The following is a 23,858-nucleotide window of genomic DNA, read 5'->3' on the forward strand; positions in this document are numbered from 1 at the left end:
ACCGCACGACTGCGCGAGCGGCCACCAGTCTCGTACCGACAACGGGGAGTTCTCCCACATGATCCACTCATCAGGGCGCGGCTCGCGCCGGCTCACCTTCCTCGTGCTGGCCGCCGGCACCGGATTCTTCGCGATGCTCCAGTCGCTGATCACGCCGGTGCTGCCCACCATCCAGCACGACCTGCACACCTCGCCCAACACGGTGACCTGGGTGCTCACCGCGTACCTGCTCTCCGCGTCCGTCTTCACGCCGATCATCGGCCGCATCGGCGACATGGTCGGCAAGGAGAAGACGCTCGTCTTCTCGCTCGCCGCGCTGGCGCTGGGCTGCCTGCTGGCAGCCGTCGCCCCCAGCATCGGCGTGCTGATCGCCGCCCGGGTGGTACAGGGCGTCGGCGGTGCCGTGTTCCCGCTGTCGTTCGGCATCATCCGCGACGAGTTCCCGGCCGCCCGGGTCAGCTCGGCCGTGGCCTCGATCTCCGCCGTCGTCGCCGTCGGCGGCGGGCTGGGCGTGGTGCTGGCCGGGCCGATCGTGGCCACCCTGGGCTACCGGTGGCTGTTCTGGATCCCGCTGGTGGTGGTCGGCCTGACCGCGCTCGCCGCGCACCGGTTCGTGCCACGCTCGCCGGTACGCACCCCGGGCCGGATCAACTGGCTCAGCGCCGTACTCCTGTCCGGCTGGCTGGTGGCGCTGCTGCTGCCGGTCAGCAAGGGCGCCGCGTGGGGCTGGGGTTCCGGCCGGGTGGTCGGGCTGCTGACGCTGGCCGCGGTGCTGGCGGCCGCCTGGCTGGCGACCGAGGCCCGCGCCGCGAACCCGCTGATCGACCTGCGGATGATGCGCCTGCCCGCGGTCTGGACCACGAACCTCGTCGGGTTGCTCTACGGCGCCTCGATGTTCGCCGTGTACGCGTTCCTGCCGCAGTTCGCGCAGATCCCGACCAGCGCCGGCTACGGCTTCGGCGCCAGCGTCACCCAGGCCGGGCTGCTGATGCTGCCGATGCTCGTCGGCATGTTCGTGGCCGGCCTGCTGGCCGGACGGTTGCAGTCCCGGTTCAGCGCCAAGGCGCAGCTGAGCATCGGCGCGGTGTTCAACGTGGCGGCCGCCGCCATGCTGACCGTCGCGCACGACACCCGCTGGCAGGTCGGTATCGCCGGTGGCCTGGTCGGCCTCGGCATCGGGCTGGCGTTCGCCTCGATGGCGAACCTGATCGTGGCGAACGTGCCGGCCGGGCAGACCGGCGCGGCGACCGGCATGAACGCCAACATCCGTACCATCGGCGGCGCGATCGGCGCGGCGCTCGCCAGCGCCGTGATCACCGCGAACCCGCAGCCGAGCGGGCTGCCCCGGGAGGCCGGTTTCACGGCGGGCTTCCTGCTGCTCACCGGCATCTCGGTGGCTGCGGCGCTGGCCGCGCTCGCCGTACCCTCCGGCCGCCGCCGGTGGCCCCGGCGGCGGATCGGGCCGGCGGTGCCGGACCTGGCGCCGGCGCCGGCCGCGGAGCTGGTCCCGGCCCGCTGAGCTGAGCCCTCTCGTTCCGTGGATCTTGGTACGCCCACGCCCCGCGCGGGGCGTGGGCGTACCAAGATCTCGCCTAGCGTGGGGCGACGCGGCAGCCGGGGTCGGGGCCGGTGTCGGCCACGCCGCAGTGGAACACCTCGACCGGGGCGGCGTCCACGTCGGGCACCTTCGGCACGGTGAGCAGCGCCAGCCGCTTCGCGACCGGTTCACCGGAGTCCGGGGCGTACCGGATGAGGCCGCTGACCCCCGGGTAGCCGCCGGCGGCGTTCTGCCGCAGCACCTCGGCGTGCACCCCGACCGGGTTGACCGAGCGGGGCTCCCAGCGGCGGCCGGTGTCGGCGTGGCGCAGCCGGGCGGCGAGGCTCTCCAGCGCGCGTACCGTCATCATGGTGGCGTCGTAGGCCAGGCTGACCCGCTCGCCGACCGGCGGACCGGTCCCGGCGCGGCATCGGGGCGGGTCGAGCAGGCCGTCCGCGCCGATCCAGGTGAGGAAACTGCCCCGGGCGTCGTCGCGCCCGGCCTGCGCGGTCCGCAGCGACGCACACGTGGCCAGCGCGGCCTTCGACACGTACGTGACCGGCAGGTTGCCCGGCGCGCTGGCGCGCAGCCCCGGGTTGGCCATGTAGCGGTTCACCGAGTCGTCGGCGACCAGGTGCCGGGGCGGGTTCGCGCCGCACTCCTTGAGTGCGCGCATGAACCCGTCGAACTCCGACCAGCGGCCGGCGAAGAAGAGCATCCCCGGGTAGCCGCACTCCTGGGTGAGCCGCCGCCCGCTGCGCCACTCGTCGAGCCGGGTGATCCGGTCGCCGAAGCGTTCCCGCAGGCCGTCGACGAGGGTGGCGACGTACAGGTCGTCGGCGAGCGAGCTGCCCTCGCCGGTGGTCCAGTAGACGTGCGCCTCACCCACCCGCAGCACCTGCCGGGCGTACGCCTCGACCATCCGGGCCTGGTCGCGGTTCGGCGCGGACATGGCCAGGTAGAGGCTGGAGTTGGCGTCCATCCGGTCGGCGGACAGCGTGGGGGCGAGCACCGGCAGGCCGACCCGGTTGAGTTCGCGCAGCGCCGCCGCCGTGCTGGTGCGGCTGTCCACCAGCCCGACCACGCCGAGCACTGTGGGGTCGTCGCGGGCCAGCCCTTCCAGCATCCGTACCGCGTCGCCGGCGTGCCGCATCTGCCGGCCGGCGTTCGCCACCACGATGTGCAGCAGCGCCGCGTCGTCCGCCGCCGCCGACTCCTGGAGCAGGGCGTACTGGGCGGTGGCCATGCCCTCCAGTTCCTCCCGCTCGGAGACGTAGGACTCCTCGTCCGCGCGGGTCCGGTTGCCGGTGAGGCTGCCCAGGTAGACGAGCGTCAGGTAGGGGCGGCGGTGCTCGCTGCGCCGCCACACCTCCTCGGCGGCCCGGTTCTGGGCGAAGATGCGCCGCTGCACGGCGCGCAGCCGGTCCTGCCCGGGTTCGCTGTTGAAGACCTGCCCGGCGGTGTCGCTGTAGCCGACGCACTCCCCTCCGACGAGCCGGACGGTGACCCGGTCGGTGGGCCAGGGGCGGCAGTCCGGCGCCCACCGCCCGTGCGCCCACACGCCCAGCCCGGCGACGAGCGCCAGGGCCACCGCGGCGGGCAGGAACCGCCGCGCCCACCAGGGCGGGTCGGGTGCGACAAGGGCTGGCGGGACGCCTCCCACCGGGGCGTCGACGTCCCGGTCGTCCGCCTCCAGCAGCATCAGCCAGGCGCCGGGACGGCGCAGCCGGCGGTTCTCCGGCAGCGCCTCGACCCACTCCTCGTACGCCTCCTCGGCCTCGGCCAGCGGCCGGGCCGCGGCCGGTTCCGGCGGCGGGTCCGCGGCGACCGCGACGACGAGCAGCGGGTCGTTGCGGCCGGTCTCGTTGCGGACCTCGTCGACGAGCCGGACCAGCGTGTGCCCGACGTTGTCCGGCCGCGCGCCGTCGAGCACCAGCACCGGATAGGCGGTGCGGCGCCAGTCCCCGGGCCGCCAGAACCGCCGCCGGTACGCCAGGCGCAGGTCCTCCAGGAACGCGTGCAGCAGCAGCTTCTCCACCTGGGCCGGGTGTTCGCCGTCGCGCCAGCCGGCGGTGAGCCGCTCGGCGAAGCCGAGGAACGTCACCGACTGCCGGGGCGCCAGGTACTGCTGGCGCATGAACCAGCGGTACTGCCGTCCGACGAGCGGCACCCGGCCGGAGACGGCGATCCGGAACACGACGCCGGGTACGGCCCGCCACAGCAGCCAGAGCAGCAGGTGCAGCGCGGCGCCGAGGCCGGAGTCGCCGCCGACCTGGGGGTCCTCTCCGGCACGCCGTCCCCGCCAGTCCCGTAGCCGGCGTACCAGCGCGGCCCGGCCGCTGTCGGCGGCGTCCAGGTCCACGGCGAGCGTCTGGTGCATCAGCCAGTCGGCCAGCGGGTAGTGCCGGAACCGCAGCCGGGGCGCGCCGAACGCCTCCACGGAGAGTTGCCGGTGCAGCTCGCGCAGCACGGACGCGACGTCGTCGCCGGCGGGCCGGCCGGTCAGGTCCAGCACGGCGTGCGGTACCCGCCGCCCGGCCCGGCGCGCCGCGAAGCGCCGTAGCAGGGCCGCGACCGCGCCGTCCCCGGCGGGCCGGACCAGCCAGAGCAGCGGGAGCCGGCGGTCGCCGCGGCGTGGACGCCGCAGCAGCCGGGCCAGCAGGGTGAGCAGCTCCGGGCCGCCGGCCGGGAGCTGCTCACGGACCGGACGCGGCCGGGTCACCGGTTCACGCATGGTCACCTCCGGGTCGCACGGGGTGTCGCACCATTGTCGACGTTCGATGCAACCCGGCACGGCGGGGCCCCGCTCGACGGACGGGTGTCGAGCGGGGCCCTCTCCTCATATGGGGCACTTCCTCACATGGGATCAGCCGATCGCGGCGGTCAGCGCGGCCAGGTAGCCGTAGCGGTAGCCGTTCGCGTTCGGGTGGTACGCCTCGATGACGCCGCTGACGTCACGGATCCACGGGTCGGCGGCGCACACGCCGTGCCCGGCGAAGAACGGCCGCGCGTCGACGAAGGTGCCTCCGGCCGCGGCGGCCCGGCCGGAGATGACGCCGTTGAGCGTGTCGGCAGCCTGGTTGAGGATGGTGCGCTTGTAGCTGCTCATGGCGAGCAGTCCACAGGAGCCGGTCTCGAACAGCCGCGGGTAGCCGAGCACCACCAGCCGGGCGTTCGGGGCCCGGTTGCGGATCGCGGTGTACGTGGCGTCGAGCCGGGCGGGCAGCGTGGCGGTGGCGAACGCCTTCGACTCGTTCACCGCGCTCTCGCAGCTGGACGTGCTGCCGAAGCGGCAACTGGTCATCACGTCGGCGAAGCCGGCGTCGTTGCCGCCGATGGTGATGGTGACCAGCGTGGTGCTGCTGCTGAGCTGGCCGACCTGGTTGTTCAGCACGTCGGCGGTGACCGCGCCGCCGCAGGCCGGGAACCTGAAGCTGGTGACCGAATGGGCGGCGGCCCAGAGCGGGGCGTACGACTTCTGGCTGCGCAGGCAGGTGGACAGGTCGTACGGGCCGGCGCCGACCCCGGAGGAGTAGGAGTCGCCGAGGGCGACGTAGTTGACGGTGGCCGCCCGGGCGGCGCCGGGCAGGAGCACGGCGCCGAGTACGGCCGCCAGGAGGGCGGCGAACACGGTACGGACGCGACGGGGCATGGCAGAGCCTCCACGGGGCAGGGGTGGTGGAGCCCGTTGACCGCGCGCGTGGCCGAGGGATCGGTGCTGTTACTGGTCGGTAATGCTATCGAAACATTCGTCGAAATTGAATAGCTCCGATCGGCCGGACAGGACAGATACGTTCACATGTGTCGATTAGCTTGACGGTGACGACACCCGACGGAGGGAGTCCCACCGTGCGACGCGCACTCACGGCGGCCATCGCCGCCCTGACCCTCACCACGGCCGGCACCACAGTGACCGGTTCCCCCGGCCAGGCCGCCCCCACCGGATGGGGCCGGCCGCAACCCGCGGCGGCCACCCCGACGCCGGGCAGCCCCGGGCTGGGCGACAGCTACTTCCCCGACTACGGCAACGGCGGCTACGACGTCGGCCACTACGACATACGGCTGCGCTACGAGCCCGCCACCGACCGGCTCAGCGGCACCACCACGATCCTCGCCACCGCCACGAAGGACCTGTCCCGGTTCAACCTGGACTTCGCCCTCGACGTCGAGTCCGTGCGGGTGAACGGGTGGGCCGCCGGGTTCGCCCGGGCCGGCGACCACGAGCTGGTGATCACCCCGGCCCGGCCGCTGACGAAGGGCCAGCAGCTCACCGTCGTGGTGAGGTACGCGGGCGTGCCGTCGCAGACCACCGTCTACGGCTACACCGCGTGGACCCGTACCGCCGACGGGGCGCTCGCCGTCAACGAGCCCGAGTCGGCCTGGTGGTGGTACCCGAGCAACGACCACCCGAAGGACAAGGCCACCTGGGACGTCTCCGTGTCGGTGCCGACCGGCGTCGAGGTGATCAGCAACGGCGTGCAGCCGCGCGACCCGCTGCCCGAGGCCGGCAACCGCACCCGGTGGAGCTGGCGCAGCGTCAAGCCCGGCGCCACGTACCAGGCGTTCCTCGCGATCGGGCAGTACGACATCGTCACCGAAGTCGCGCCGAACGGGCAGCCGGTGGTGAACGCGTACAGCACCACGCTCGGCGAGCGCCTGCCGGCCGCGCGGGCCAGCATCGAACGCACCGCCGAGATCGTCGAATGGGAGAGCGGGCTGTTCGGCCCGTACCCGTTCGAGGCGCAGGGCGGCGTGGCCGGGCCCGTCGACGGCATCGGCTTCGCCCTCGAGACGCAGACCCGCCCGGTGTACGGGCCGGGCTTCTGGCGGCGCGGCGCCAACACGTACGTGGTGGTGCACGAGAACGCCCACCAGTGGTTCGGCGACTCGGTGTCGGTGGCGGACTGGCGGCACATCTGGCTCAACGAGGGCTTCGCCTCGTACGCCGAGTGGCTCTGGTCGGAGGAGCAGGGCGAGGGCACCGCGCAGGAGCTGTTCGACTTCACCTACGACAGCTACCCGGCCGACTCCGAGTTCTGGCAGGTGCGCCCCGGCGCCCCGGGCCCGAGCGGCATCTTCGACGCCGCCGTCTACGACCGGGGTGCGATGGCGCTGCACCAGATCCGGCTCGCCGTGGGCGACGCCGCGTTCTTCCGCATCCTGCGCACCTGGACCGCCAAGCGGCAGTACGGCACCGGCACCGTCGCGCAGTTCCAGGCGCTCGCCGAGCGGATCTCCGGACGGGACCTCGACGCGGTGTTCACCACCTGGCTGTTCACCCCCGGCCGGCCCGGCGTGGCCACTGCCGCGCGGACGACAGCCGCACCGGCGCAGCCGGCCTCGTGGGCGAAGATCCGGGCCGCGCACGACCTGCTCGGCCGCTGACCTCCGCCGCGCGGCGGCGGGTGTTAAGAAGGGCCCCCTCCTCTACCCGAGGCGTTAAGAGGGGGCCCTTCCTTTCACCTGGCGGCGAGCGGCTGGCGGGCCGGATCGACGGGGGCGGGCAGCTCGCCCACGCCGCCCAGGTACGCGTGGATCGCCGCCGCGGCGGCGCGTCCCTCGGCGATCGCCCAGACGATCAGCGAGGCGCCCCGGTGCATGTCACCGGCGACGAAGACACCGTCGGCGGCCTGCCAGTCGGGGCCGGAGTCGATCGCGCCCCGGCGGTTGCGGGTCACCCCGAACTGGGCCAGCAGCGGCTGTTCCTCGGTGCCCTCGAAGCCGATGGCGAGCAGCACCAGGTCGGCCGGGATCTCCCGCTCGGAGCCGGGCAGCGGGGTGACGATGCGGCGACCGTCCACCTTCTCCACTGTCACCTCGGCGATCCGGACCGCGCGGACCCGGCCGGTGCCGTCGTCCACGAACTCCTGCACCGCGACGGCGAACACCCGCTCGCCGCCCTCCTCGTGCGCCGGGTAGTTACGCAGCACCCACGGCCAGGTCGGCCACGGATCCCGGGCCGCGTCCCGCTCCGTCGGCGGCTCCGGGTAGAGGTCGAGCTGGTGGACGCCGGCCGCGCCCTGCCGGTGCGCCACACCGAGGCAGTCGGCGGCGGTGTCGCCACCCCCGATGATCACCACGTGCTTGCCGGCGGCGTCGATCGGCGTACCGTCGGGCAGCGTGGCGAGCGCGGGCCGCCCGTCCCCGGCGGCGGCCACCACCCGGTTCGCGGCGACCAGGTGCGCCATCGCCTGGTGCACGCCGCGCAGCGCCCGGCCGGGCGTCTCCGGGGTGTCCCGGCCCTGCAACGCGCCGCAAGCAAGCAGCACCGCGTCGTGCTCGGCGCGCAACTGCTCGGCGGTCACGTCGACGCCGACCTCGACGCCGGTCCGGAACCGCACACCCTCGGCGGTGAGCTGGGCCAGCCGCTTGTCGATGTGCTGCTTCTCCAGCTTGAAGTCGGGGATGCCGTAGCGGAGCAGGCCGCCGATCGCGTCGTCGCGCTCGTACACGGTGACCGTGTGGCCGGCGCGGGCGAGCTGCTGCGCGGCGGCCAGCCCGGCCGGGCCGGAGCCGACCACCGCCACCGACCGCCCGGTCGGGGCGGACGCGGGCCGGGGCCGCAGGCCGTCGCGGGCCACGGCGGCCTCGGCGATCTCCACCTCGACCTGCTTGATGGTGACCGGCTGCTGGCCGCCGAGGCCGAGCACGCAGGCCGCCTCGCACGGCGCCGGGCAGAGCCGGCCGGTGAACTCGGGGAAGTTGTTGGTGGCGTGCAGCGACTCCACGGCGGCGTCCCAGGTGCCGGTGCGGACCAGGTCGTTCCAGTCCGGGATGCGGTTGCCCAGCGGGCAGCCGTCGTGGCAGAACGGGATGCCGCAGTCCATGCACCGGGTGGCCTGCTCGCGGATCAGCTCCTCACCGGCCGGCGGGTAGACCTCCCGCCAGTCGGAGATGCGCACCGGCACCGGACGGCGGGCCGGCAGCCGCCGGTCGTAGCGCAGGAAACCGTTCGGGTCAGGCACGAGCCACCTCCTGGGCGACCGCCCGGGGCGCGGGCGGTACCGGCGCGGCCGACGGCACGCTGAGCGCGCTCATCACCGCGTCGTCGACGTCTCGGCCGGCGGCTTCGGCGGCCCGCATGATCTCCATGACCCGGCGGTAGTCGCGGGGCACCACTGCGGTGAACTCCTCCACCGCCTGCGGCCAGCGCTTGAGCAGGTCCTCGGCGACGGCCGAGTCCGTCTCGGCGAAGTGCCGCTGGACCAGCTCGTGCAGCCGGTCGCGTTCCTCGTCGCGCAGCGGCGACAGGTCGACCAGCTCGGCGTTCACCAGCCGCTGGTCGAGCCGGTGCACGAACGCGGTGCCACCGGACATGCCGGCGGCGAAGTTGCGCCCGGTCGGCCCGAGCACCACGACGGTGCCGCCGGTCATGTACTCGCAGCCGTGGTCGCCGAGGCCCTCGACCACCGCGACCGCGCCGGAGTTGCGCACCGCGAACCGCTCCCCCACCCGGCCGCGCAGGTAGACCTCGCCGCCGGTGGCGCCGTACAGGATGGTGTTGCCGGCGATGATCTGGTCCTCGGCGCGGCGGCCCGGCGTGGCGTCCACGCCGACGAACGGCGCGTCGGCGTCCGGCCGGACCACGATCCGGCCGCCGGACAGTCCCTTGCCGACGTAGTCGTTGGCGTCGCCGTACAGGCGCAGCGTGACCCCGCGCGGCAGGAACGCGCCGAACGACTGGCCGGCGGTGCCGCGCAGCCGGAACTCGATCGTGTCGTCGGGCAGCCCGTCGCCGCCGAAGCGGCGGGTCACCTCGCCGCCGAGCATCGCGCCGACGCTGCGGTGCTCGTTGCGGACCTCGACCTCGACCCGGACCGGGGTACCGTCGCGCAGCGCCGGCCCGGCCAGCTCGATGAGCCGGTTGTCCAGCGCCGCGTCGAGGCCGTGGTCCTGGGCGCGTACGCCCCGGCGGGCCGCGCCCTCGGGCAGCTCCGGCAGGTGCAGCACGCGGCTCAGGTCGAGCCCGTGGCCCTTCCAGTGGTCGATCGCGCCGGCCACGTCGAGCAGCTCGGTGTGGCCGATCGCCTCGTCGATGCTGCGGAAGCCCAGCTCGGCCAGGTAGCCGCGGACCTCCTCGGCGAGGAAGAGGAAGAAGTTCTCCACGAACTCCGGCTTGCCGGTGAAGCGCTCGCGCAGCACCGGGTTCTGGGTGGCGATGCCGACCGGACAGGTGTCGAGGTGGCACACCCGCATCATCACGCAGCCCTCGACGATCAGCGGCGCGGTGGCGAAGCCGAACTCCTCGGCGCCGAGCAGCGCCGCGATCAGCACGTCCCGGCCGGTCTTGAGCTGGCCGTCGACCTGCACCGTCACCCGGTCGCGCAGCTTGTTGAGCAGCAGCGTCTGCTGCGCCTCGGCCAGGCCCAGCTCCCACGGGGTGCCGGCGTGCTTGAGCGAGTTGAGCGGGGACGCGCCGGTGCCGCCGTCGTGCCCGGAGATCAGGATGACGTCGGCCTTGAGCTTGGCCACGCCCGCCGCGACGGTACCCACGCCCACCTCGCTGACCAGCTTGACGTGCACCCGGGCGGCCGGGTTGACGCACTTCAGGTCGTGGACGAGCTGGGCGAGGTCCTCGATGGAGTAGATGTCGTGGTGCGGCGGCGGGGAGATCAGGCCGACGCCGGGGGTGGCGTGCCGGGTGCGGGCGATCCACGGCCAGACCTTGTTGCCGGGTAGCTGCCCGCCCTCGCCGGGCTTCGCGCCCTGCGCCATCTTGATCTGGAGGTCGTCGGCGTTGACGAGGTATTCGCTTGTCACGCCGAACCGGCCGCTGGCGATCTGCTTGACCGCGGAGCGCCGCGCCGGGTCGTGCAGCCGCTCGACGTCCTCGCCGCCCTCACCGGTGTTGGACTTGCCGCCGAGCCGGTTCATCGCGATGGCGAGCGTCTCGTGCGCCTCCGCCGAGATCGACCCGTACGACATGGCGCCGGTGGCGAAGCGCTTGACGATCTCGGCGGCCGGCTCGACCTCGTCCAGCGGCACCGCCGGGCGCACGCCGGTGCGCAGCGTGAACAGCCCGCGCAGCGAGCCCGCCTGCGCGGCCAGCTCGTCGACCTTCGCGGTGTACTGCCGGAACACGTCGTACTGGCGGCTGCGGGTGGCGTGCTGGAGCAGGAAGACCGTCTCCGGGTTGAACAGGTGCAGCTCGCCCTCGCGGCGCCACTGGTACTCGCCGCCGACCTCCAGCCGGTCGGTGGCCTGCGCGCCCGGTGCCGGCCAGGCCCGCGCGTGCCGGGCCGCCACCTCGGCGTGGATCTCGTTCAGGCCGATGCCGCCGATGGTGCTCGGCGTGCCGCGGAAGTACCTGTGGACCAGGCGGGTGTCCAGGCCGACCGCCTCGAACACCTGCGCGCCGCAGTACGACGACACGGTCGAGATGCCCATCTTGGACATGATCTTCAGGACGCCCTTGCCGAGCGCCTTGACGTAGTTGCGGACCGCCTTCACCCGGTCGACGCCCGCCAGCACGCCGGTGGAGATCATGTCCTCCACCGACTCGAAGGCCAGGTACGGGTTGACCGCCGCCGCGCCGTACCCGATCAGCACGGCCGCGTGGTGCACCTCGCGGCAGTCGCCGGACTCGACGATCAGCGCCACCTGGGTGCGGGTCTGCTCGCGGACCAGGTGCTGGTGCACCGCGGCGGTGAGCAGCAGCGACGGGATCGGGGCCAGGTCGGCGTTGGAGTCCCGGTCGGAGAGCACCAGGATGCGGACGCCGTCCTCGATCGCCTCGGAGACGTGCCGGCAGATCTCGGTCAGCCGCGCCTTGATGCCGGCGCCGCCGTCGCGCAGGCGGTAGAGCCCGGAGACCCGGACCGCCTTGAAGCCGGGCAGGTCGCCGTCCTCGTCGATGGACAGGATCTTGGCCAGCTCGTCGTTGTCGATCACCGGGTACGGCAGCACGATCTGCCGGCAGCTCGCCGGGCCCGGGTCGAGCAGGTTGCCCTCCGGCCCGATGGTGGACGCCAGGCTGGTCACCAGCTCCTCCCGGATGGCGTCCAGCGGCGGGTTGGTGACCTGCGCGAAGAGCTGATGGAAGTAGTCGTAGAGCAGCCGCGGCCGGGTGGACAGCGGGGCGATCGGCGTGTCCGTGCCCATCGAGCCGATCGGCTCGGCGCCGCTGCGGGCCATCGGGCCGAGCAGGATCTTCAGCTCCTCCTCGGTGTAGCCGAACGTCTGCTGGCGGCGACGTACCGAGTCGTGGGTGTAGACGGTGTGCTCGCGCGGCGGCAGGTCGTCCAGCTCGATCAGGCCGGCGTGCAGCCACTCCTGGTACGGCTGCTCGGCGGCCAGCTCGGTCTTGATCTCGTCGTCGGAGACGATCCGGCCGTTGACGGTGTCGACGAGGAACATCTTGCCCGGCTGGAGGCGGCCCTTGGCGACCACGGTGGCCGGGTCCAGGTCGAGCACGCCCGCCTCGCTGCCGAGCACCACCAGGCCGTCGGCGGTGTGCCACCAGCGGCCCGGCCGCAGGCCGTTGCGGTCCAGCACCGCGCCGACGATCTCGCCGTCGGTGAACGCGACCGACGCCGGGCCGTCCCACGGCTCCATCAGGCTGGCGTGGAAGCGGTAGAACGCGCGCTTGTCGGCGCGCATGTCCGGGTCGTTCTCCCACGCCTCGGGGATCATCATGAGCACCGCGTGCGGCAGGCTCCGCCCGGCCAGGTGCAGCAGTTCGAGCACCTCGTCGAAGTTGGCCGAGTCGGACGCCGCCGGCGTGCACACCGGGAAGACCCGGCGGATGTTGCCCGGGATGCTCGGGCTCCGGAGCAGCGCCTCGCGGGCCTGCATCCAGTTCCGGTTGCCGCGGATCGTGTTGATCTCGCCGTTGTGCGCGATGAACCGGTACGGGTGCGCCAGCGGCCAGGACGGGAACGTGTTCGTGGAGAAGCGCGAGTGCACCAGCGCGATGGCGCTGACCACCCGCTCGTCGGTCAGCTCCGGATAGAACGCCGGGAGCTGGTCCGGGGTGAGCATGCCCTTCCACACCATGGTGCGGCCGGACAGCGACGGGAAGTACGCCGGCACGCCCCGCTCGGCGGTCTCCCGCTCGACCTGCTTGCGCAGGCAGAACGCCACCCGGTCCAGGTCGAGCCCGGTCAGCGGGGAGCCGGCCGGTCCGGCCGGCGAGTCGGTCAGCCGGTGCGCGGCCACGAACAACTGCCGGACCCGGGGCATCGCCGCGAGCGCGGTCTCCCCCAGGCCGGACGGGTCGGTCGGCACCTCGCGCCAGCCGAGCACGTCGGCGCCCTCGACCAGCGCGTACTTGTCCACCACCTGGCGGGCACGGGCCTCGGCCGCGTCGTCGTCGGGCAGGAACACCAGGCCGGTGGCGTACTGACCGGCCGGGGGCAGCGGGACGTCGACGGTGGCGCGCAGGAACGCGTCCGGCACCTGGATCATGATGCCGGCGCCGTCCCCGGTGTTGTGCTCCGCGCCCCGGGCGCCCCGGTGGTCCAGCCGGCACAGCGCTCCGAGGCCGTTCGCGACGACCTGGTGCGAGCGCCGCCCGTGCAGGTCGGCCACGAAGGCCACGCCGCAGGCGTCGTGCTCGTACGCGGGGTCGTAGAGCCCGGTCGTCCGCGGGGCCGACTGCGGGCTGTGAGGGTACGGAAAGGCCACCGGGCCTCCTGTCGTCACTCAGGATGGATCATGATGGGGACGACGTCGGCCCTCTGCGGTTTATTGAGTCTACGTTAGGGCTTCCGGCACAAGGCCAGTTCAGATTGATCACACTTCCAGATGCTGGGACGTGTAGTCTCGCGCGGTGGATCTCGCGCGCGCTGACGTACTCGCCCGGTTGGAGCGGTTCTACGACGCGGTGCCCCGCGACGGGGCCCGGACCGAGGATCACGGTGCCCTGGTGCTGTTCGTCCGCGACGGTGCCGGATGGCCGTTCTACGCCCGCCCCCGGCTCGACGCCACCGACGCGCCCACGCTCGCCGACGTGACGGCGGTCCGCGCCCGGCAGCGCGAACTGGGCCTGCCCGAGGCGTTCGAGTGGGTGCACGAACACCAGCCCGACCTGCTGGCGGTGGCCCGCTCGGCCGGGCTCAGCGTGCTGGAGGCGCCGCTGATGCTGCTGGAGCCGGAGCGCCTGCCCGATCCGGGGACGTTCAGCGACGTACCGGTGCGGGTGCTGGACCCCGGCGACCCCGGCTTCGCGGCGGACATCGCGCTGCGCCGGGCGGTCGCGGCGGTCGGCTTCGCCAACGGCGGCACCGCGCGCGGCGACGCCGGACCGGCCGAGCGGGACGCCGGCCTCGCCCAGCTGGACGTGGCGGCGCTGGAGGAGGAGGCGACCCGGGTCGCCGACGGGCGGCGCATCTCGGTGCTCGCCGAGACACCCGACGAGGGCGCGCTCGCCAGCGGGATGGCGATGCGGGTCGGCGACGTGGCGGAGATCGCCGGGGTGGCCACGCTGCCGTCCGCGCGGCAGCGCGGGCTGGGCGCGGCGGTGACCGCCACGCTCGCGCGGCAACTACGCGCCGCCGGCACCGACCTGATCTTCCTGAGCGCCGGCAGCGAGGACATCGCCCGCGTCTACCTGCGGGTCGGGTTCCGCCGGATCGGCACCGCCTGCATCGCCGAGCCCGCCGCCGTCATCTGAGCATCGGCGTGGTCCACCCGCCGCGCGGGACCGCCGCCGAGTGCGGCGGGACGGTCAGGACGGCGGCTGCCAGGCGGCGGCCGCCGCGGCGGCGGTGTTGCGCAGTCGCGGGCTGATCGTGCCCAGCGCCGCGTCCCGGGCGCGCAGCGCCAACCGGCCCCGGGCCTGCAGGACCGCCGACATCCGCCGGGTCTGCCGGACCATCGTGGCCGCGCGGGGGCGGCGCAACCTGTCGTACGCGGTCACCGCATCCGGCAGCCGCGACTCCCGCAGCAGCCCGGCCAGCGTCGCCGCGTCCTCGAACGCCAGGCAGGCGCCCTGCCCGAGGTGCGGCGGCATCGCGTGCGCGGCGTCGCCGAGCAGCACCACGCCGCCCGGGCCGGCCGGGAAGCCGTACGACTTCGGCAGCGGGCGCAGCTCGCGGATCTCCTGCTGGACCACGTCCTCCGGGTCGGTCGCCTCCAGCAGCGTGCCGATCGGCGCGGGCCAGCCCGCGAACCAGCGCTTGAGCAGCGCCAGCTGGATCTCCGGCGGCTCCGGCCGGGGCGCGCCGGCGGCGGTGGCGACCCAGTAGACGCCGCCCCGGCGGGAGGCACCCGCGGTGCCCCGCTCGCCGAGCGAGGCGGCCAGGAAGCGGTAGCCGGCGCCGAGCGTCTCGCCGTGCACCGGCTGGTCGTCGGGCAGCTGCGGGGCCCGGTACCAGGGGATCACGGCCCGCCAGGCGGCACAGCCGGAGCTGACCACTGCGGTCTCCGGTGCCAGGTGCCGGCGGATCTCGCTGTCGGTGCCGTCGGCGGCCACCACGAGGTCCGCCTCGTAGGTGTGCCGGCCGTCGCCCACCGCCGGGCGCTCGCCGGAGGCCGCGCGCACCGTCCGCACTGTCACGCCGGTACGTAGTTCGACCCGGTCACCGAGGCCGGCGATGAGCGCGTCGTGCAGGTCCTCCCGGTGCACCACCACCGGCATCCGCTCGGCCGGCGTGGACCGGGCCTGCACCAGCCAGTGCCCGTCCGGGCGGCGCACACCGCCGTCGGGCAGCGGGGTGGCGATCGCGTCCAGCCCGTCGCCCAGCCCGAGGGCGCGCAACGCGCGTACCCCGTTGGGCCAGAGCACCACGGCGGTCGCCTCCGGGCGGACCCGGTCGGCGCGTTCCAGCAGCGTGACCTGCCAGCCCGACCGGGCCAGCACACCGGCCGCCGCCATTCCGCCGAGGCCGGCGCCGACCACCACCGCGCTGCGCATGACTCCCCCGCTCAGCTGTCCCGGTCCGCCGGGCGCCCGCCGTCGGCCCGGCCGGCGTTCGTCCGCTCGGCGTCCGCCCGTTCCGGGTCCGTGCCGGCGTCGGGGGCGTCGCCGTCCGTCCGCTCGGCCGTCGCGGCGTCGTCGTCCGTGCGGCCCGTCGCGGCGTCGTCGTCGACGGGCTCGGCCCGTGCCGCTTCGTCGTCCGCCGCCGGCTCCGGGGGCAGCTCGCCGGTCTTCCGGTACGCCTCGAACTGTTCCTCGGTCACCACCCGGTAGCCCTCGGGCGCGGCCGGCCGTGCGGCGGCCTCCCGGGCGGACAGGTCGACCTGGGACACGTCACCGGCCGGGCCGGCCACGGGGGCCGGCTCGCCCACCGGCACCAGGTATTCGCGCGGGCCCCGGACCCGGATGAAGTAGGCGAGCGCGCCGAGGAAGACCAGCGCGGCGGTCCAGACGTTGAGGCGTACGCCGAGGATCAGGTTCGCCTCGTCGGTACGCATCAGCTCGATCCAGAACCGGCCCGCCGTGTAGCCCATCACGTAGAGCGCGAACGCCCGGCCGCGGCCGAGCCGCAGCTTGCGGTCGAGGAACAGCACCAGCGCGGCGACGCCGACGTTCCAGAGCGCCTCGTAGAGGAACGTCGGGTGGTAGAGCCCGGGCTGGAGCACCGGGTTGCCGGCGTCGTCGCGCAGCGCGTGACCCGGGTTGTCCGGATCCATGACGTGCACTTCCAGGCCCCACGGCAGCGTGGTCCGCCCGCCGTACAGCTCGTTGTTGAACCAGTTGCCCAGCCGGCCGACGGCCTGCGCCAGGGGCAGGCCCGGCGCCAGCGCGTCGGCGACGACCGTGAGCGGGATGCCGAGCTGCCGCGCGGCGAGCCACGCGCCGACCGCGCCACCGGCCACCGCGCCCCAGATGCCGAGGCCACCCTCCCAGATGTAGAGCGCCTTGATCGGCTCGCCGCCGGCGCCGAAGTATTTCTCCGGCGAGGTGATCACGTGGTAGATCCGCGCGCCGATGATGCCCGCCGGCACGGCCCACACGGCGATGTCGAGCACCGCGCCCGGCGCCACACCGCGGCGGCGCAGCCGGTACTCGGTGACCACGCAGGCCACCACGATGCCGAGGATGATGCAGAGCGCGTACGCCCGGATCGGAACCGGACCGAGCTGCCAGACGGCGGTGCTGGGGCTGGGCATGGCCGCCAGTGGGGTCATCGGGGCGATGGTCACGGGTGCACACGGTACCGGTGCGGACTGTGTGTGCGGCACCCCGGGCCGCCTGCCGCACGGGTCGGATGACTTCTGGTTTGCACGGTCGTAGGCTGTTTGTCCATGAGCCCGCTCACCTGGGCGGTCGCCGCCGTCGTCACCGACGCATCCGGCCGGCTGCTGCTCTGCCGCCGGTCCGAGGGGGCCCGGCGCTGGGGCCTGCCGGGCGGGCGGCTGCGTCACGACGAGAGCCCGGCGGACGCCGTCGTCCGGGCGGTCCGCGCCGAGACCGGCTGGGCGGTGGCGCCGGCCGACCTGGTCGGCCTCTACCGGGTCACCGACCCCCAGGTGCCCGCGCCGCCGGCCGGGCGCTGCGGCGGGCGGCCGGACGTGCTGGTGCACGTGTTCCGCGCCGGACCGGCCGACGCCGGACCGGCGGGCGAACCGGCGACCGGGTGCCTGCCTCGGTGGTGGCCGCCGTAAGAGCTGCCCGACGTGCTGACCCCCACGACGCGCGCGGCGATCGCGGACGCGCTCGCCGGCCGCGCCGGCGTGCTGCGGCACACGACCACCGCCGACGCGCTCACGCCACCCGGCGACGGACAGCCCGGCGACGGGCAGCCCGCCCCGCCCGGCCAGCGCGCCTCCGAGCAGGCCGACAGCAGTAGCCGCTGACCGCCCTCCCGCTCGCTCGCTCGATCGACACCAGTTCGGCGAGGTGGCGGTGTCCCGGCGTCCTGGACCACGCCAGCTCGGCGAAATGGAGTCGATCAAGCGGGTGGTGCGGACAGCAGCCGCTGACCACCCTCCCACTCACGCGGGACACCTTGAAGATCTTGGTACGTTTCGGCCCCTATGAGGGCCGTTTCGTACCAAGATCTCGGGCGGCCGGGTCGCGCTCGCGCATGATCGACACCAGATCGGCGAAGTGGCGGTGTCCCGGCGTCCTGGACCACGCCAGCCCGGCGAAATGGAGTCGATCAAGCGGGTGGCGACGGAGCGGACCCCGGGCGTCAGCGAGCGGGGTTGCGGACTCCCTCGGCCAGTTCGGCGCTGAGCGTGCGCAGGGCGGTCAGGCCGGCGGCCTGGTCCGGGGCGTCCAGCACGCAGCGGACCAGCGCGCTGCCCACGATCACCGCGTCGGCGTACCCGGCGACGGTGGCGGCCTGCGCGCCGGTGCCCACGCCCAGCCCGACGCCGACCGGGATGTCGGTGACCTCGCGCAGCCGGGAGACCAGGATCGGCGCCGCCTCGGAGGTCTGCGCCCGGGCGCCGGTGACGCCCATGATCGCGGTGGCGTAGACGAAGCCGCGGCAGTGCTCGACAGTCATCCGCAGCCGCGCGTCGGTCGACGACGGCGAGACCAGGAACGTGCGGTCCAGGCCGTGCGCGTCGGAGGCGGCCAGCCACTCGGCGGCCTCGTCCGGGATCAGGTCCGGCGTGATCAGGCCGGTGCCGCCGGCGGCGGCCATGTCGCGCGCGAACGCGTCCACGCCGTACTGCTCGATCGGGTTCCAGTAGGTCATGGTGACCACGCTCGCCCCGGTCGCGGCGACCGCCTCGACCACGCGCAGCGCGTCCGCGACGCGGACCCCGCCGGCGAGCGCGATGTCGCTCGCCTTCTGGATGACCGGCCCGTCCATCACCGGGTCGGAGTACGGGATCTCCACCTCGATGACGTCCACGCCCGCCTCGACCATGGCCGTCATGGCGGCGATGCTGCCCTCGACGGTCGGGAAGCCCGCCGGCATGCAGCCGACCAGCACCGCCCGCCCGTCCGCCCGTGCCTTGTCGAAGGCGACCCCGATGCGGCTCACGCTGTCACTCCTTGTCGAGGATGCCGAAGTACGCGCCGGCGGTGTGCACGTCCTTGTCGCCCCGCCCGGACAGGTTGACCACGATCACCGGCTCCCGGCCCAGCTCCTCGGCGAGCCGGGGGGCGATGGCGCGGGCGCCGGCGAGCGCGTGCGCGCTCTCGATCGCCGGGATGATCCCCTCGGTGCGGCAGAGCAGCTCGAACGCGGCCATCGCGTCGGCGTCGGTGACGGGGAGGTAGGTGGCCCGGCCGGTGTCGTGCAGCCAGGCGTGCTCCGGGCCGACGCCCGGGTAGTCCAGGCCGGCCGAGATCGAGTGCGACTCGATGGTCTGCCCGTCGGCGTCCTGGAGGACGTACGTGCGGGTGCCGTGCAGCACGCCGGACGAGCCGCCGGTGATGCTGGCGGCGTGCCGCCCGGTGTCGACGCCCTCGCCGCCGGCCTCGAAGCCGTAGAGCCGCACCCCGGCGTCCGGCACGAACGCGTGGAAGATGCCCAGCGCGTTGGAGCCGCCGCCGACGCAGGCCGCGACCGCGTCCGGCAGCGCGCCGGTCAGGTCCAGGCACTGCCGGCGCGCCTCCTCGCCGATGCCGCGCACGAAGTCGCGGACCATCTCCGGGAACGGGTGCGGCCCGGCGGCGGTGCCGATCAGGTAGTGGGTGTCCTCGACGTTGGCGACCCAGTCCCGCATCGCCTCGTTCATCGCGTCCTTGAGCGTGCGCGAGCCGGTGGTCACCGGGACGACTGTGGCGCCGAGCATCCGCATCCGGGCCACGTTGAGCGCCTGCCGCTCGGTGTCCACCTGGCCCATGTAGACGACGCATTCCAGGTCGAACAGGGCGGCGGCGGTGGCGGTGGCGACGCCGTGCTGGCCGGCGCCGGTCTCCGCGATGACCCGCCGCTTGCCCATCCGCTTGGTGAGCAGCGCCTGGCCCAGCACGTTGCGAACCTTGTGCGCGCCGGTGTGGTTGAGGTCCTCGCGCTTGAGCAGGACCCGCGCGCCGATCTGCGCGGAGAACCGCCGGGCCTCGTAGAGCAGCGAGGGCGTGCCGGCGTAGTCGCGCAGCAGCGCGCCGAACTCGGCGAGGAAGTCCTCGTCGCCCATCGCCTTCCGGTACGCCGCGTCCAGCTCGTCGAGCGCGGCGACGAGCGCCTCGGGGACGAACCGGCCGCCGAACCGGCCGAAGTGACCGGCGGAGTCGGGGACCGGGCCGGTTGCGGGTGCGGCGCTCATCGCGGGCGTCCTCTCGGGTCGGGTGCCCGGCGGCTCAGCGCACCGGGCGGGGCGTGGCCGGGTGGTTACCGGCGTTGACCAGCTCGGCCACCGCTTCGCGCGGGCTCTTCTGGGTGACCAGGCCCTCGCCCACCAGCACGGCGTCGGCGCCGGCGGAGGCGTACCGGATCAGGTCGTGCGGACCGCGCACCCCGGACTCGGCGATCTTGACGACGCTGCTGGGCAGGCCGGGCGCGATCCGCTCGAACACCGAGCGGTCGACCTCCAGGGTACGCAGGTCGCGGGCGTTCACGCCGATGACCTGCGCGCCGGCCTCCAGGGCGCGGTCCGCCTCCTCCTCGGTGTGCACCTCGACCAGTGCGGTCATGCCGAGCGACTCGATCCGCTCCAGCAGCCCGACCAGCGCGTTCTGCTCCAGCGCGGCCACGATCAGCAGCACCAGGTCGGCGCCGTGCGCACGCGCCTCGTGCACCTGGTAGCTGGAGACCACGAAGTCCTTGCGCAGCACCGGCACGTTCACCGCGGCCCGCACGGCGGCCAGGTCGTCGAGCGACCCGCCGAACCAGCGGCCCTCGGTGAGCACACTGATCGCCCGCGCGCCACCGGCCGCGTAGTCACCGGCCAGGTCGGCCGGGTCGGCGATCTCGGCCAGCCGCCCCTTGGACGGCGACGAGCGCTTCACCTCGGCGATCACTGCGACGCCGGGGCGGCGCAGCGCCGCGTACGCGTCCAGCGGTGGCGGCGCGGCGGCGGCCAGCTCCCGGATCCGCTCCAGCGGAACCTGCTCCTGGCGCCGGGCGACGTCCTCCCGCACGCCGGCCAGGATCTCGTCGAGCACCCCTGCGGACGGCGCCGCTCCGGCGTCGTCCCCCTCCGCGTGCGCATGCTCAGCAGTCACCAACGGACTCCCCTCTCCGGGCGTCATGGGCCGATGCTAGGGGGCGCCACCTGGCGACGAGTGCCGGGGGGTATGGCGCACCTCACGACATGGGCTGTGGCATGATGGCCGACTTCCGGTGAACGCCATGTCACGCAGCGCCACCGCTGGCATCGACCGTCACCCATCCCCTATCTCACCACGATCGTTCCGGGCCCGCAGGACGGGTTCCGGCGGTGGGCTGTGACCAAGCTCAAGGACCTCCGGCCCTGCCCAGGTCGTCCCCGGTGCGACAGCGTTGACCTGTGCTTCACGGCGGCGAAACGTCCACCCGGAAGCATCGTCGTCGGGCACACTCGACGCCGGCGGCTGCCGACCGTCGCCAACGATCTCGTATGGGGTGACCATGAGCGCCAACGGGCCGACCCAGACCATCGGCTTGACCACCATCTCCCGTACCGTCGCCTCCCTCGCCGTCGGCGTGGTGGACACGCTCGAACGCGCGGTGGCCGGCGACGGCCGCATGCGTACCGCCCGCGGCAACGCCTGGGAGGCCGTCTGCGCCGACCGGGCCCGGGCCGCCCAGCGCCGTGAGCTGGACCGGCTGGTGGCCGAGCTGGCCGCCGCGCGGGCCGCGGCCCGGCAGCGGCGCGACGCCCGCGAGGCGCAGCCGGTCAGCTGACCGTCGGATCCTCGCCCCGGTCCAGCGCGTCCCACGCGTCCCGGGTGCCACGTTCGACCGCCGGCCGGCCGGGCTCGTCCGCCGGAGCGGACCGCCGCTCGTACCGGGCACCCATCGCCGGCCAGCCGTCCCCGCGCAGAGCGGTGAACGCGCCACCGGCCGCCAGGGCCAGGCCACCGGCGAGCACCAGCACCGGCCACTGCCGGCTCACCCCGGCCTCGGTCAGGCCGATCCCGCCGCCGACGGCCACCGCCAGGCCGACGCCGGCCAGCAGCACACCCAGCAGCCGGCGCAGCCGGCCCCGGGTGGCGAGCACCGCGCCACCGCCGGCGAGCCCCACGTAGGTCAGCGCCAGCACCCACGGCAGCAGCTCCGTACCGGTGCGCTCGGCCCGCCCGGACGGCAGTGACCCCCGGGCGGTCGCCTCCACCGCCCAGGTCCGGGTCACCGCCCAGCAGGCCAGGCCCGCGCCGGCCAGGCAGAGCAGCACCGCGTACGCGAGTTCGCGCCGCCCGCGGGCCGCCGGCGCGGTGGTGCCGGGCGCGCTCACCGGGCGGCCCGCAGCGTCTCGGCGGCAGCGATGGCGGCGAGCACGGCGGCGGCCTTGCTGCGCGTCTCCCGGTCCTCGGCGGCGGGGTCGGAATCGGCCACGATCCCGGCGCCAGCCTGCACGTAGGCGCGGCCGTCACGGATCAGCGCGGTGCGGATCGCGATGGCCATGTCCAGGTCGCCGCCGAAGGCGAAGTAGCCGACGGTGCCGCCGTAGACGCCGCGCCGGACCGGCTCCAGCTCCTCGATGATCTCCATGGCCCGCACCTTGGGCGCGCCGCTGAGCGTCCCGGCGGGGAACGTCGCGGCCAGCGCGTCGAACGCGGTGCGGTCGTCGCGCAGCTCGCCGACGACTGTGGAGACGATGTGCATGACGTGGCTGTACCGCTCGATGGTGGCGAACTCGGGCACCTCGACGGTGCCCGGCCGGCACACCCGGCCCAGGTCGTTGCGGCCCAGGTCGACGAGCATCACGTGCTCGGCGCGTTCCTTGGGGTCGGCGAGCAGCTCGGCGGCGAGCTTCGCGTCGCCGTCCGGGGAGCCGCCGCGCGGGCGGGTGCCGGCGATCGGGTGCAGCAGGGCCCGCCGCCGCCCGTCCGGGCCGGCGCTGACCTTGAGGTGCGCCTCCGGTGACGAGCCGACGATGTCGAAGCCGTCGAAGCGCAGCAGGTACATGTACGGGCTGGGGTTGGTGGTGCGCAGCACCCGGTAGACGTCGAGCGGGTCGGCGTCGGTGGGGCGCTCGAAGCGCTGGCTGAGCACGATCTGGAAGCACTCGCCGGCCCGGATCGCCTCCTTGGCCGTCTCCACCGCCTTCGGGTAGCCGCCCTCGGGGGTGCGGCTGACCACCTCGCCGACGCCGGGCCGGTCCACTGTCGAGACCATGGGCGGAATCGGTCGGGACAGCGCGCTGGTCATCGCGTCGAGCCGGCCGACGGCGTGGTGGTACGCGGCCTCGACCAGCTCCGCCCGGTCGGGGTCGTCGAGCGGCGGCAGCACCGCGTTGGCAACCAGGATCGCCGAGCCCTCGTAGTGGTCGAGGACCACCAGGTCGGTCGCGAGCATCATGCCCAGCTCGGGCACGTCCAGCTCGTCCTCGGTCAGCTCGGGCAGGCGCTCGAAGCGGCGGACCAGGTCGTAGGCGAGGTAGCCGACCAGGCCACCGGTCAGCGGCGGCATGTCACCGGCCGGATCCCAGCCCGGCCCGGCGAGCGCGGCGACGGTCTCGCGCAGCACGGTGACCGGGTCGCCGCCGGTGGGCACGCCGGCGGGCGGGGTGCCGGTCCAGCTCGCCGCGCCGTCGCGCTCGGTCAGCGTGGCGCCGCTGCGGACGCCGATGAACGAGTAGCGCGACCAGGCGGTGCCGGCCGAGCCGACGCCCTGCTCGGCGGACTCCAGCAGGAACGTGCCGGGACCGCCGGCCAGCTTGCGGTAGACCCCGACCGGTGTCTCCGCGTCGGCGAGCAGCCGCCGGGTCACCGGTACGACCCGCCAGCGGGCGGCCAGGCCGGCGAAGGTGGTCCGGTCCGGGCTGACGGTGCCGTCGGTCACGGGGTCACCTCCGGGGAGCTGACCGGCAGTTCGGTGAAGAAGCAGGTGCGCTGCCCGGTGTGGCAGGCCGCGCCGACCTGCTCGACGCTGACCAGCAGCGCGTCGCCGTCGCAGTCGAGCGCCACCGAGCGCACGTACTGGTGGTTGCCGGAGGTGGCGCCCTTGACCCAGTACTCGCCGCGGCTGCGCGACCAGTAGGTGGCCCGGCCGGTGGTGAGCGTGCGGTGCAGCGCCTCGTCGTCCATCCAGGCGACCATCAGCACCTCGCCCGTGTCGTGGGCGCGGACCACGGCGGCGACCAGGCCGTCCGGGGTGCGGCGGAGCCGGGCCGCGATGGCCGGGTCGAGCCGGGACGGCCGGGCCGGGCCGGGAGTGGGGGCGCCGGTCAGCGGCGCGTCAGGGGCGGGCACGGTTGACCATTCTCCCGCACGCGGCCCGGGGACCGCCGACGTGTCCCGGGAGGCGGGCGTCACCGGCCCCAGCGCCCGGCCCAGCTGGGCGAGGTAGCGGTCCACCCGGCCGTCGACGAGCGCCTCGGCCAGGTCCGC

Annotated in this window: 18 protein-coding genes; 6 read left to right on the forward strand and 12 right to left on the reverse strand. The window is 74.4% G+C overall.

Going from position 1 to position 23,858, the window contains the following annotated elements:
- Positions 1 to 58: 58 nt before the first annotated feature.
- Complete coding sequence (locus tag NMK34_RS21105; RefSeq protein ID WP_318334879.1) at positions 59 to 1,519, forward strand: MFS transporter; 1,461 nt, start codon at positions 59 to 61, stop codon at positions 1,517 to 1,519.
- Between the two features lie 73 nt (positions 1,520 to 1,592).
- Here NMK34_RS21105 and NMK34_RS21110 read toward each other — a convergent pair whose 3' ends face one another.
- Positions 1,593 to 4,271, reverse strand: a complete 2,679-nt coding sequence (locus NMK34_RS21110) for a hypothetical protein (protein WP_318334880.1) — start codon at positions 4,269 to 4,271, stop codon at positions 1,593 to 1,595.
- Between the two features lie 132 nt (positions 4,272 to 4,403).
- Complete coding sequence (locus NMK34_RS21115; RefSeq protein ID WP_318334881.1) at positions 4,404 to 5,189, reverse strand: SGNH/GDSL hydrolase family protein; 786 nt, start codon at positions 5,187 to 5,189, stop codon at positions 4,404 to 4,406.
- Positions 5,190 to 5,386: 197 nt separating this feature from the next.
- Here NMK34_RS21115 and NMK34_RS21120 point away from each other — a divergent pair, with 197 nt between their 5' ends.
- Positions 5,387 to 6,922, forward strand: a complete 1,536-nt coding sequence (locus tag NMK34_RS21120; RefSeq protein ID WP_318334882.1) for a M1 family metallopeptidase — start codon at positions 5,387 to 5,389, stop codon at positions 6,920 to 6,922.
- A gap of 74 nt (positions 6,923 to 6,996) precedes the next feature.
- Here NMK34_RS21120 and NMK34_RS21125 read toward each other — a convergent pair whose 3' ends face one another.
- Both NMK34_RS21125 and gltB read right to left on the reverse strand, forming a co-directional pair.
- A complete protein-coding gene (locus tag NMK34_RS21125; protein ID WP_318334883.1) occupies positions 6,997 to 8,502 on the reverse strand; it encodes a glutamate synthase subunit beta in 1,506 nt (501 codons plus the stop codon).
- On the reverse strand, positions 8,495 to 13,162 hold the full coding sequence (gene gltB, locus NMK34_RS21130; protein ID WP_318334884.1) for a glutamate synthase large subunit: 4,668 nt from the start codon (positions 13,160 to 13,162) through the stop codon (positions 8,495 to 8,497). Before gltB ends, NMK34_RS21125 begins: the two co-directional genes overlap by 8 nt.
- Positions 13,163 to 13,307: 145 nt before the next feature.
- Here gltB and NMK34_RS21135 point away from each other — a divergent pair, with 145 nt between their 5' ends.
- A complete protein-coding gene (locus tag NMK34_RS21135; RefSeq protein ID WP_318334885.1) occupies positions 13,308 to 14,150 on the forward strand; it encodes a GNAT family N-acetyltransferase in 843 nt (280 codons plus the stop codon).
- A 54-nt stretch (positions 14,151 to 14,204) separates the two neighbouring features.
- On the opposite strand, the gene NMK34_RS21140 is transcribed toward NMK34_RS21135, so the two are convergent.
- On the reverse strand, positions 14,205 to 15,392 hold the full coding sequence (locus NMK34_RS21140; RefSeq protein ID WP_318334886.1) for an FAD-dependent oxidoreductase: 1,188 nt from the start codon (positions 15,390 to 15,392) through the stop codon (positions 14,205 to 14,207).
- Between the two features lie 11 nt (positions 15,393 to 15,403).
- On the reverse strand, positions 15,404 to 16,609 hold the full coding sequence (gene lgt, locus NMK34_RS21145; protein WP_412098960.1) for a prolipoprotein diacylglyceryl transferase: 1,206 nt from the start codon (positions 16,607 to 16,609) through the stop codon (positions 15,404 to 15,406).
- A gap of 117 nt (positions 16,610 to 16,726) precedes the next feature.
- Between lgt and NMK34_RS21150 the strand changes: the two genes are divergently transcribed.
- Entirely contained in the window at positions 16,727 to 17,086 is a 360-nt protein-coding gene (locus NMK34_RS21150; protein WP_318334888.1) for an NUDIX hydrolase, read from the forward strand.
- A gap of 12 nt (positions 17,087 to 17,098) precedes the next feature.
- Entirely contained in the window at positions 17,099 to 17,278 is a 180-nt protein-coding gene (locus tag NMK34_RS21155; protein WP_318334889.1) for a hypothetical protein, read from the forward strand.
- Positions 17,279 to 17,616: 338 nt separating this feature from the next.
- Here the strand turns inward: NMK34_RS21155 and trpA are convergent, their stop codons facing one another.
- From trpA to trpC, 3 genes are read right to left on the reverse strand one after another with little or no spacing between them, the layout of a single operon-like run.
- Positions 17,617 to 18,420, reverse strand: a complete 804-nt coding sequence (trpA, locus tag NMK34_RS21160) for a tryptophan synthase subunit alpha (RefSeq protein ID WP_318334890.1) — start codon at positions 18,418 to 18,420, stop codon at positions 17,617 to 17,619.
- Between the two features lie 4 nt (positions 18,421 to 18,424).
- The gene (gene trpB, locus NMK34_RS21165; protein ID WP_318334891.1) at positions 18,425 to 19,651 is read right to left on the reverse strand and encodes a tryptophan synthase subunit beta; all 1,227 of its coding nucleotides are present in this window, start codon (positions 19,649 to 19,651) and stop codon (positions 18,425 to 18,427) included.
- A 34-nt stretch (positions 19,652 to 19,685) separates the two neighbouring features.
- Complete coding sequence (gene trpC, locus NMK34_RS21170) at positions 19,686 to 20,489, reverse strand: indole-3-glycerol phosphate synthase TrpC (protein ID WP_194801305.1); 804 nt, start codon at positions 20,487 to 20,489, stop codon at positions 19,686 to 19,688.
- Between the two features lie 445 nt (positions 20,490 to 20,934).
- Here trpC and NMK34_RS21175 point away from each other — a divergent pair, with 445 nt between their 5' ends.
- Positions 20,935 to 21,210, forward strand: a complete 276-nt coding sequence (locus NMK34_RS21175; protein WP_318334892.1) for a hypothetical protein — start codon at positions 20,935 to 20,937, stop codon at positions 21,208 to 21,210.
- Here NMK34_RS21175 and NMK34_RS21180 read toward each other — a convergent pair.
- From NMK34_RS21180 to hisI, 3 genes are read right to left on the reverse strand one after another with little or no spacing between them, the layout of a single operon-like run.
- Entirely contained in the window at positions 21,203 to 21,760 is a 558-nt protein-coding gene (locus NMK34_RS21180; protein ID WP_318334893.1) for a Trp biosynthesis-associated membrane protein, read from the reverse strand. The two genes, NMK34_RS21175 and NMK34_RS21180, sit on opposite strands and share 8 nt — an antisense overlap.
- Positions 21,757 to 23,310, reverse strand: coding sequence for an anthranilate synthase component I (locus tag NMK34_RS21185; protein ID WP_318334894.1), 1,554 nt, complete (start codon positions 23,308 to 23,310; stop codon positions 21,757 to 21,759). Before NMK34_RS21185 ends, NMK34_RS21180 begins: the two co-directional genes overlap by 4 nt.
- A complete protein-coding gene (gene hisI / locus NMK34_RS21190) occupies positions 23,307 to 23,720 on the reverse strand; it encodes a phosphoribosyl-AMP cyclohydrolase (RefSeq protein WP_318336391.1) in 414 nt (137 codons plus the stop codon). The genes NMK34_RS21185 and hisI overlap by 4 nt, the downstream gene beginning before the upstream one ends.
- Positions 23,721 to 23,858 lie beyond the last annotated feature (138 nt).

Origin of the sequence: Micromonospora sp. BRA006-A (assembly GCF_033433935.1) — a bacterium.
GTDB classification, from domain to species: domain Bacteria; phylum Actinomycetota; class Actinomycetes; order Mycobacteriales; family Micromonosporaceae; genus Micromonospora; species Micromonospora aurantiaca.

What these genes read in the sequence shown, in the direction of transcription:
- NMK34_RS21105 (WP_318334879.1), top strand. Translation starts at nt 59, where the DNA reads ATGATCCACTCATCAGGGCGCGGCTCGCGCCGGCTCACCTTCCTCGTG.
- NMK34_RS21110 (WP_318334880.1), bottom strand. Translation starts at nt 4,271, where the DNA reads ATGCGTGAACCGGTGACCCGGCCGCGTCCGGTCCGTGAGCAGCTCCCG.
- NMK34_RS21115 (WP_318334881.1), bottom strand. Translation starts at nt 5,189, where the DNA reads ATGCCCCGTCGCGTCCGTACCGTGTTCGCCGCCCTCCTGGCGGCCGTA.
- NMK34_RS21140 (WP_318334886.1), bottom strand. Translation starts at nt 15,392, where the DNA reads ATGCGCAGCGCGGTGGTGGTCGGCGCCGGCCTCGGCGGAATGGCGGCG.
- lgt (WP_412098960.1), bottom strand. Translation starts at nt 16,609, where the DNA reads ATGACCCCACTGGCGGCCATGCCCAGCCCCAGCACCGCCGTCTGGCAG.
- NMK34_RS21150 (WP_318334888.1), top strand. Translation starts at nt 16,727, where the DNA reads ATGAGCCCGCTCACCTGGGCGGTCGCCGCCGTCGTCACCGACGCATCC.
- trpB (WP_318334891.1), bottom strand. Translation starts at nt 19,651, where the DNA reads ATGAGCGCCGCACCCGCAACCGGCCCGGTCCCCGACTCCGCCGGTCAC.
- NMK34_RS21175 (WP_318334892.1), top strand. Translation starts at nt 20,935, where the DNA reads ATGAGCGCCAACGGGCCGACCCAGACCATCGGCTTGACCACCATCTCC.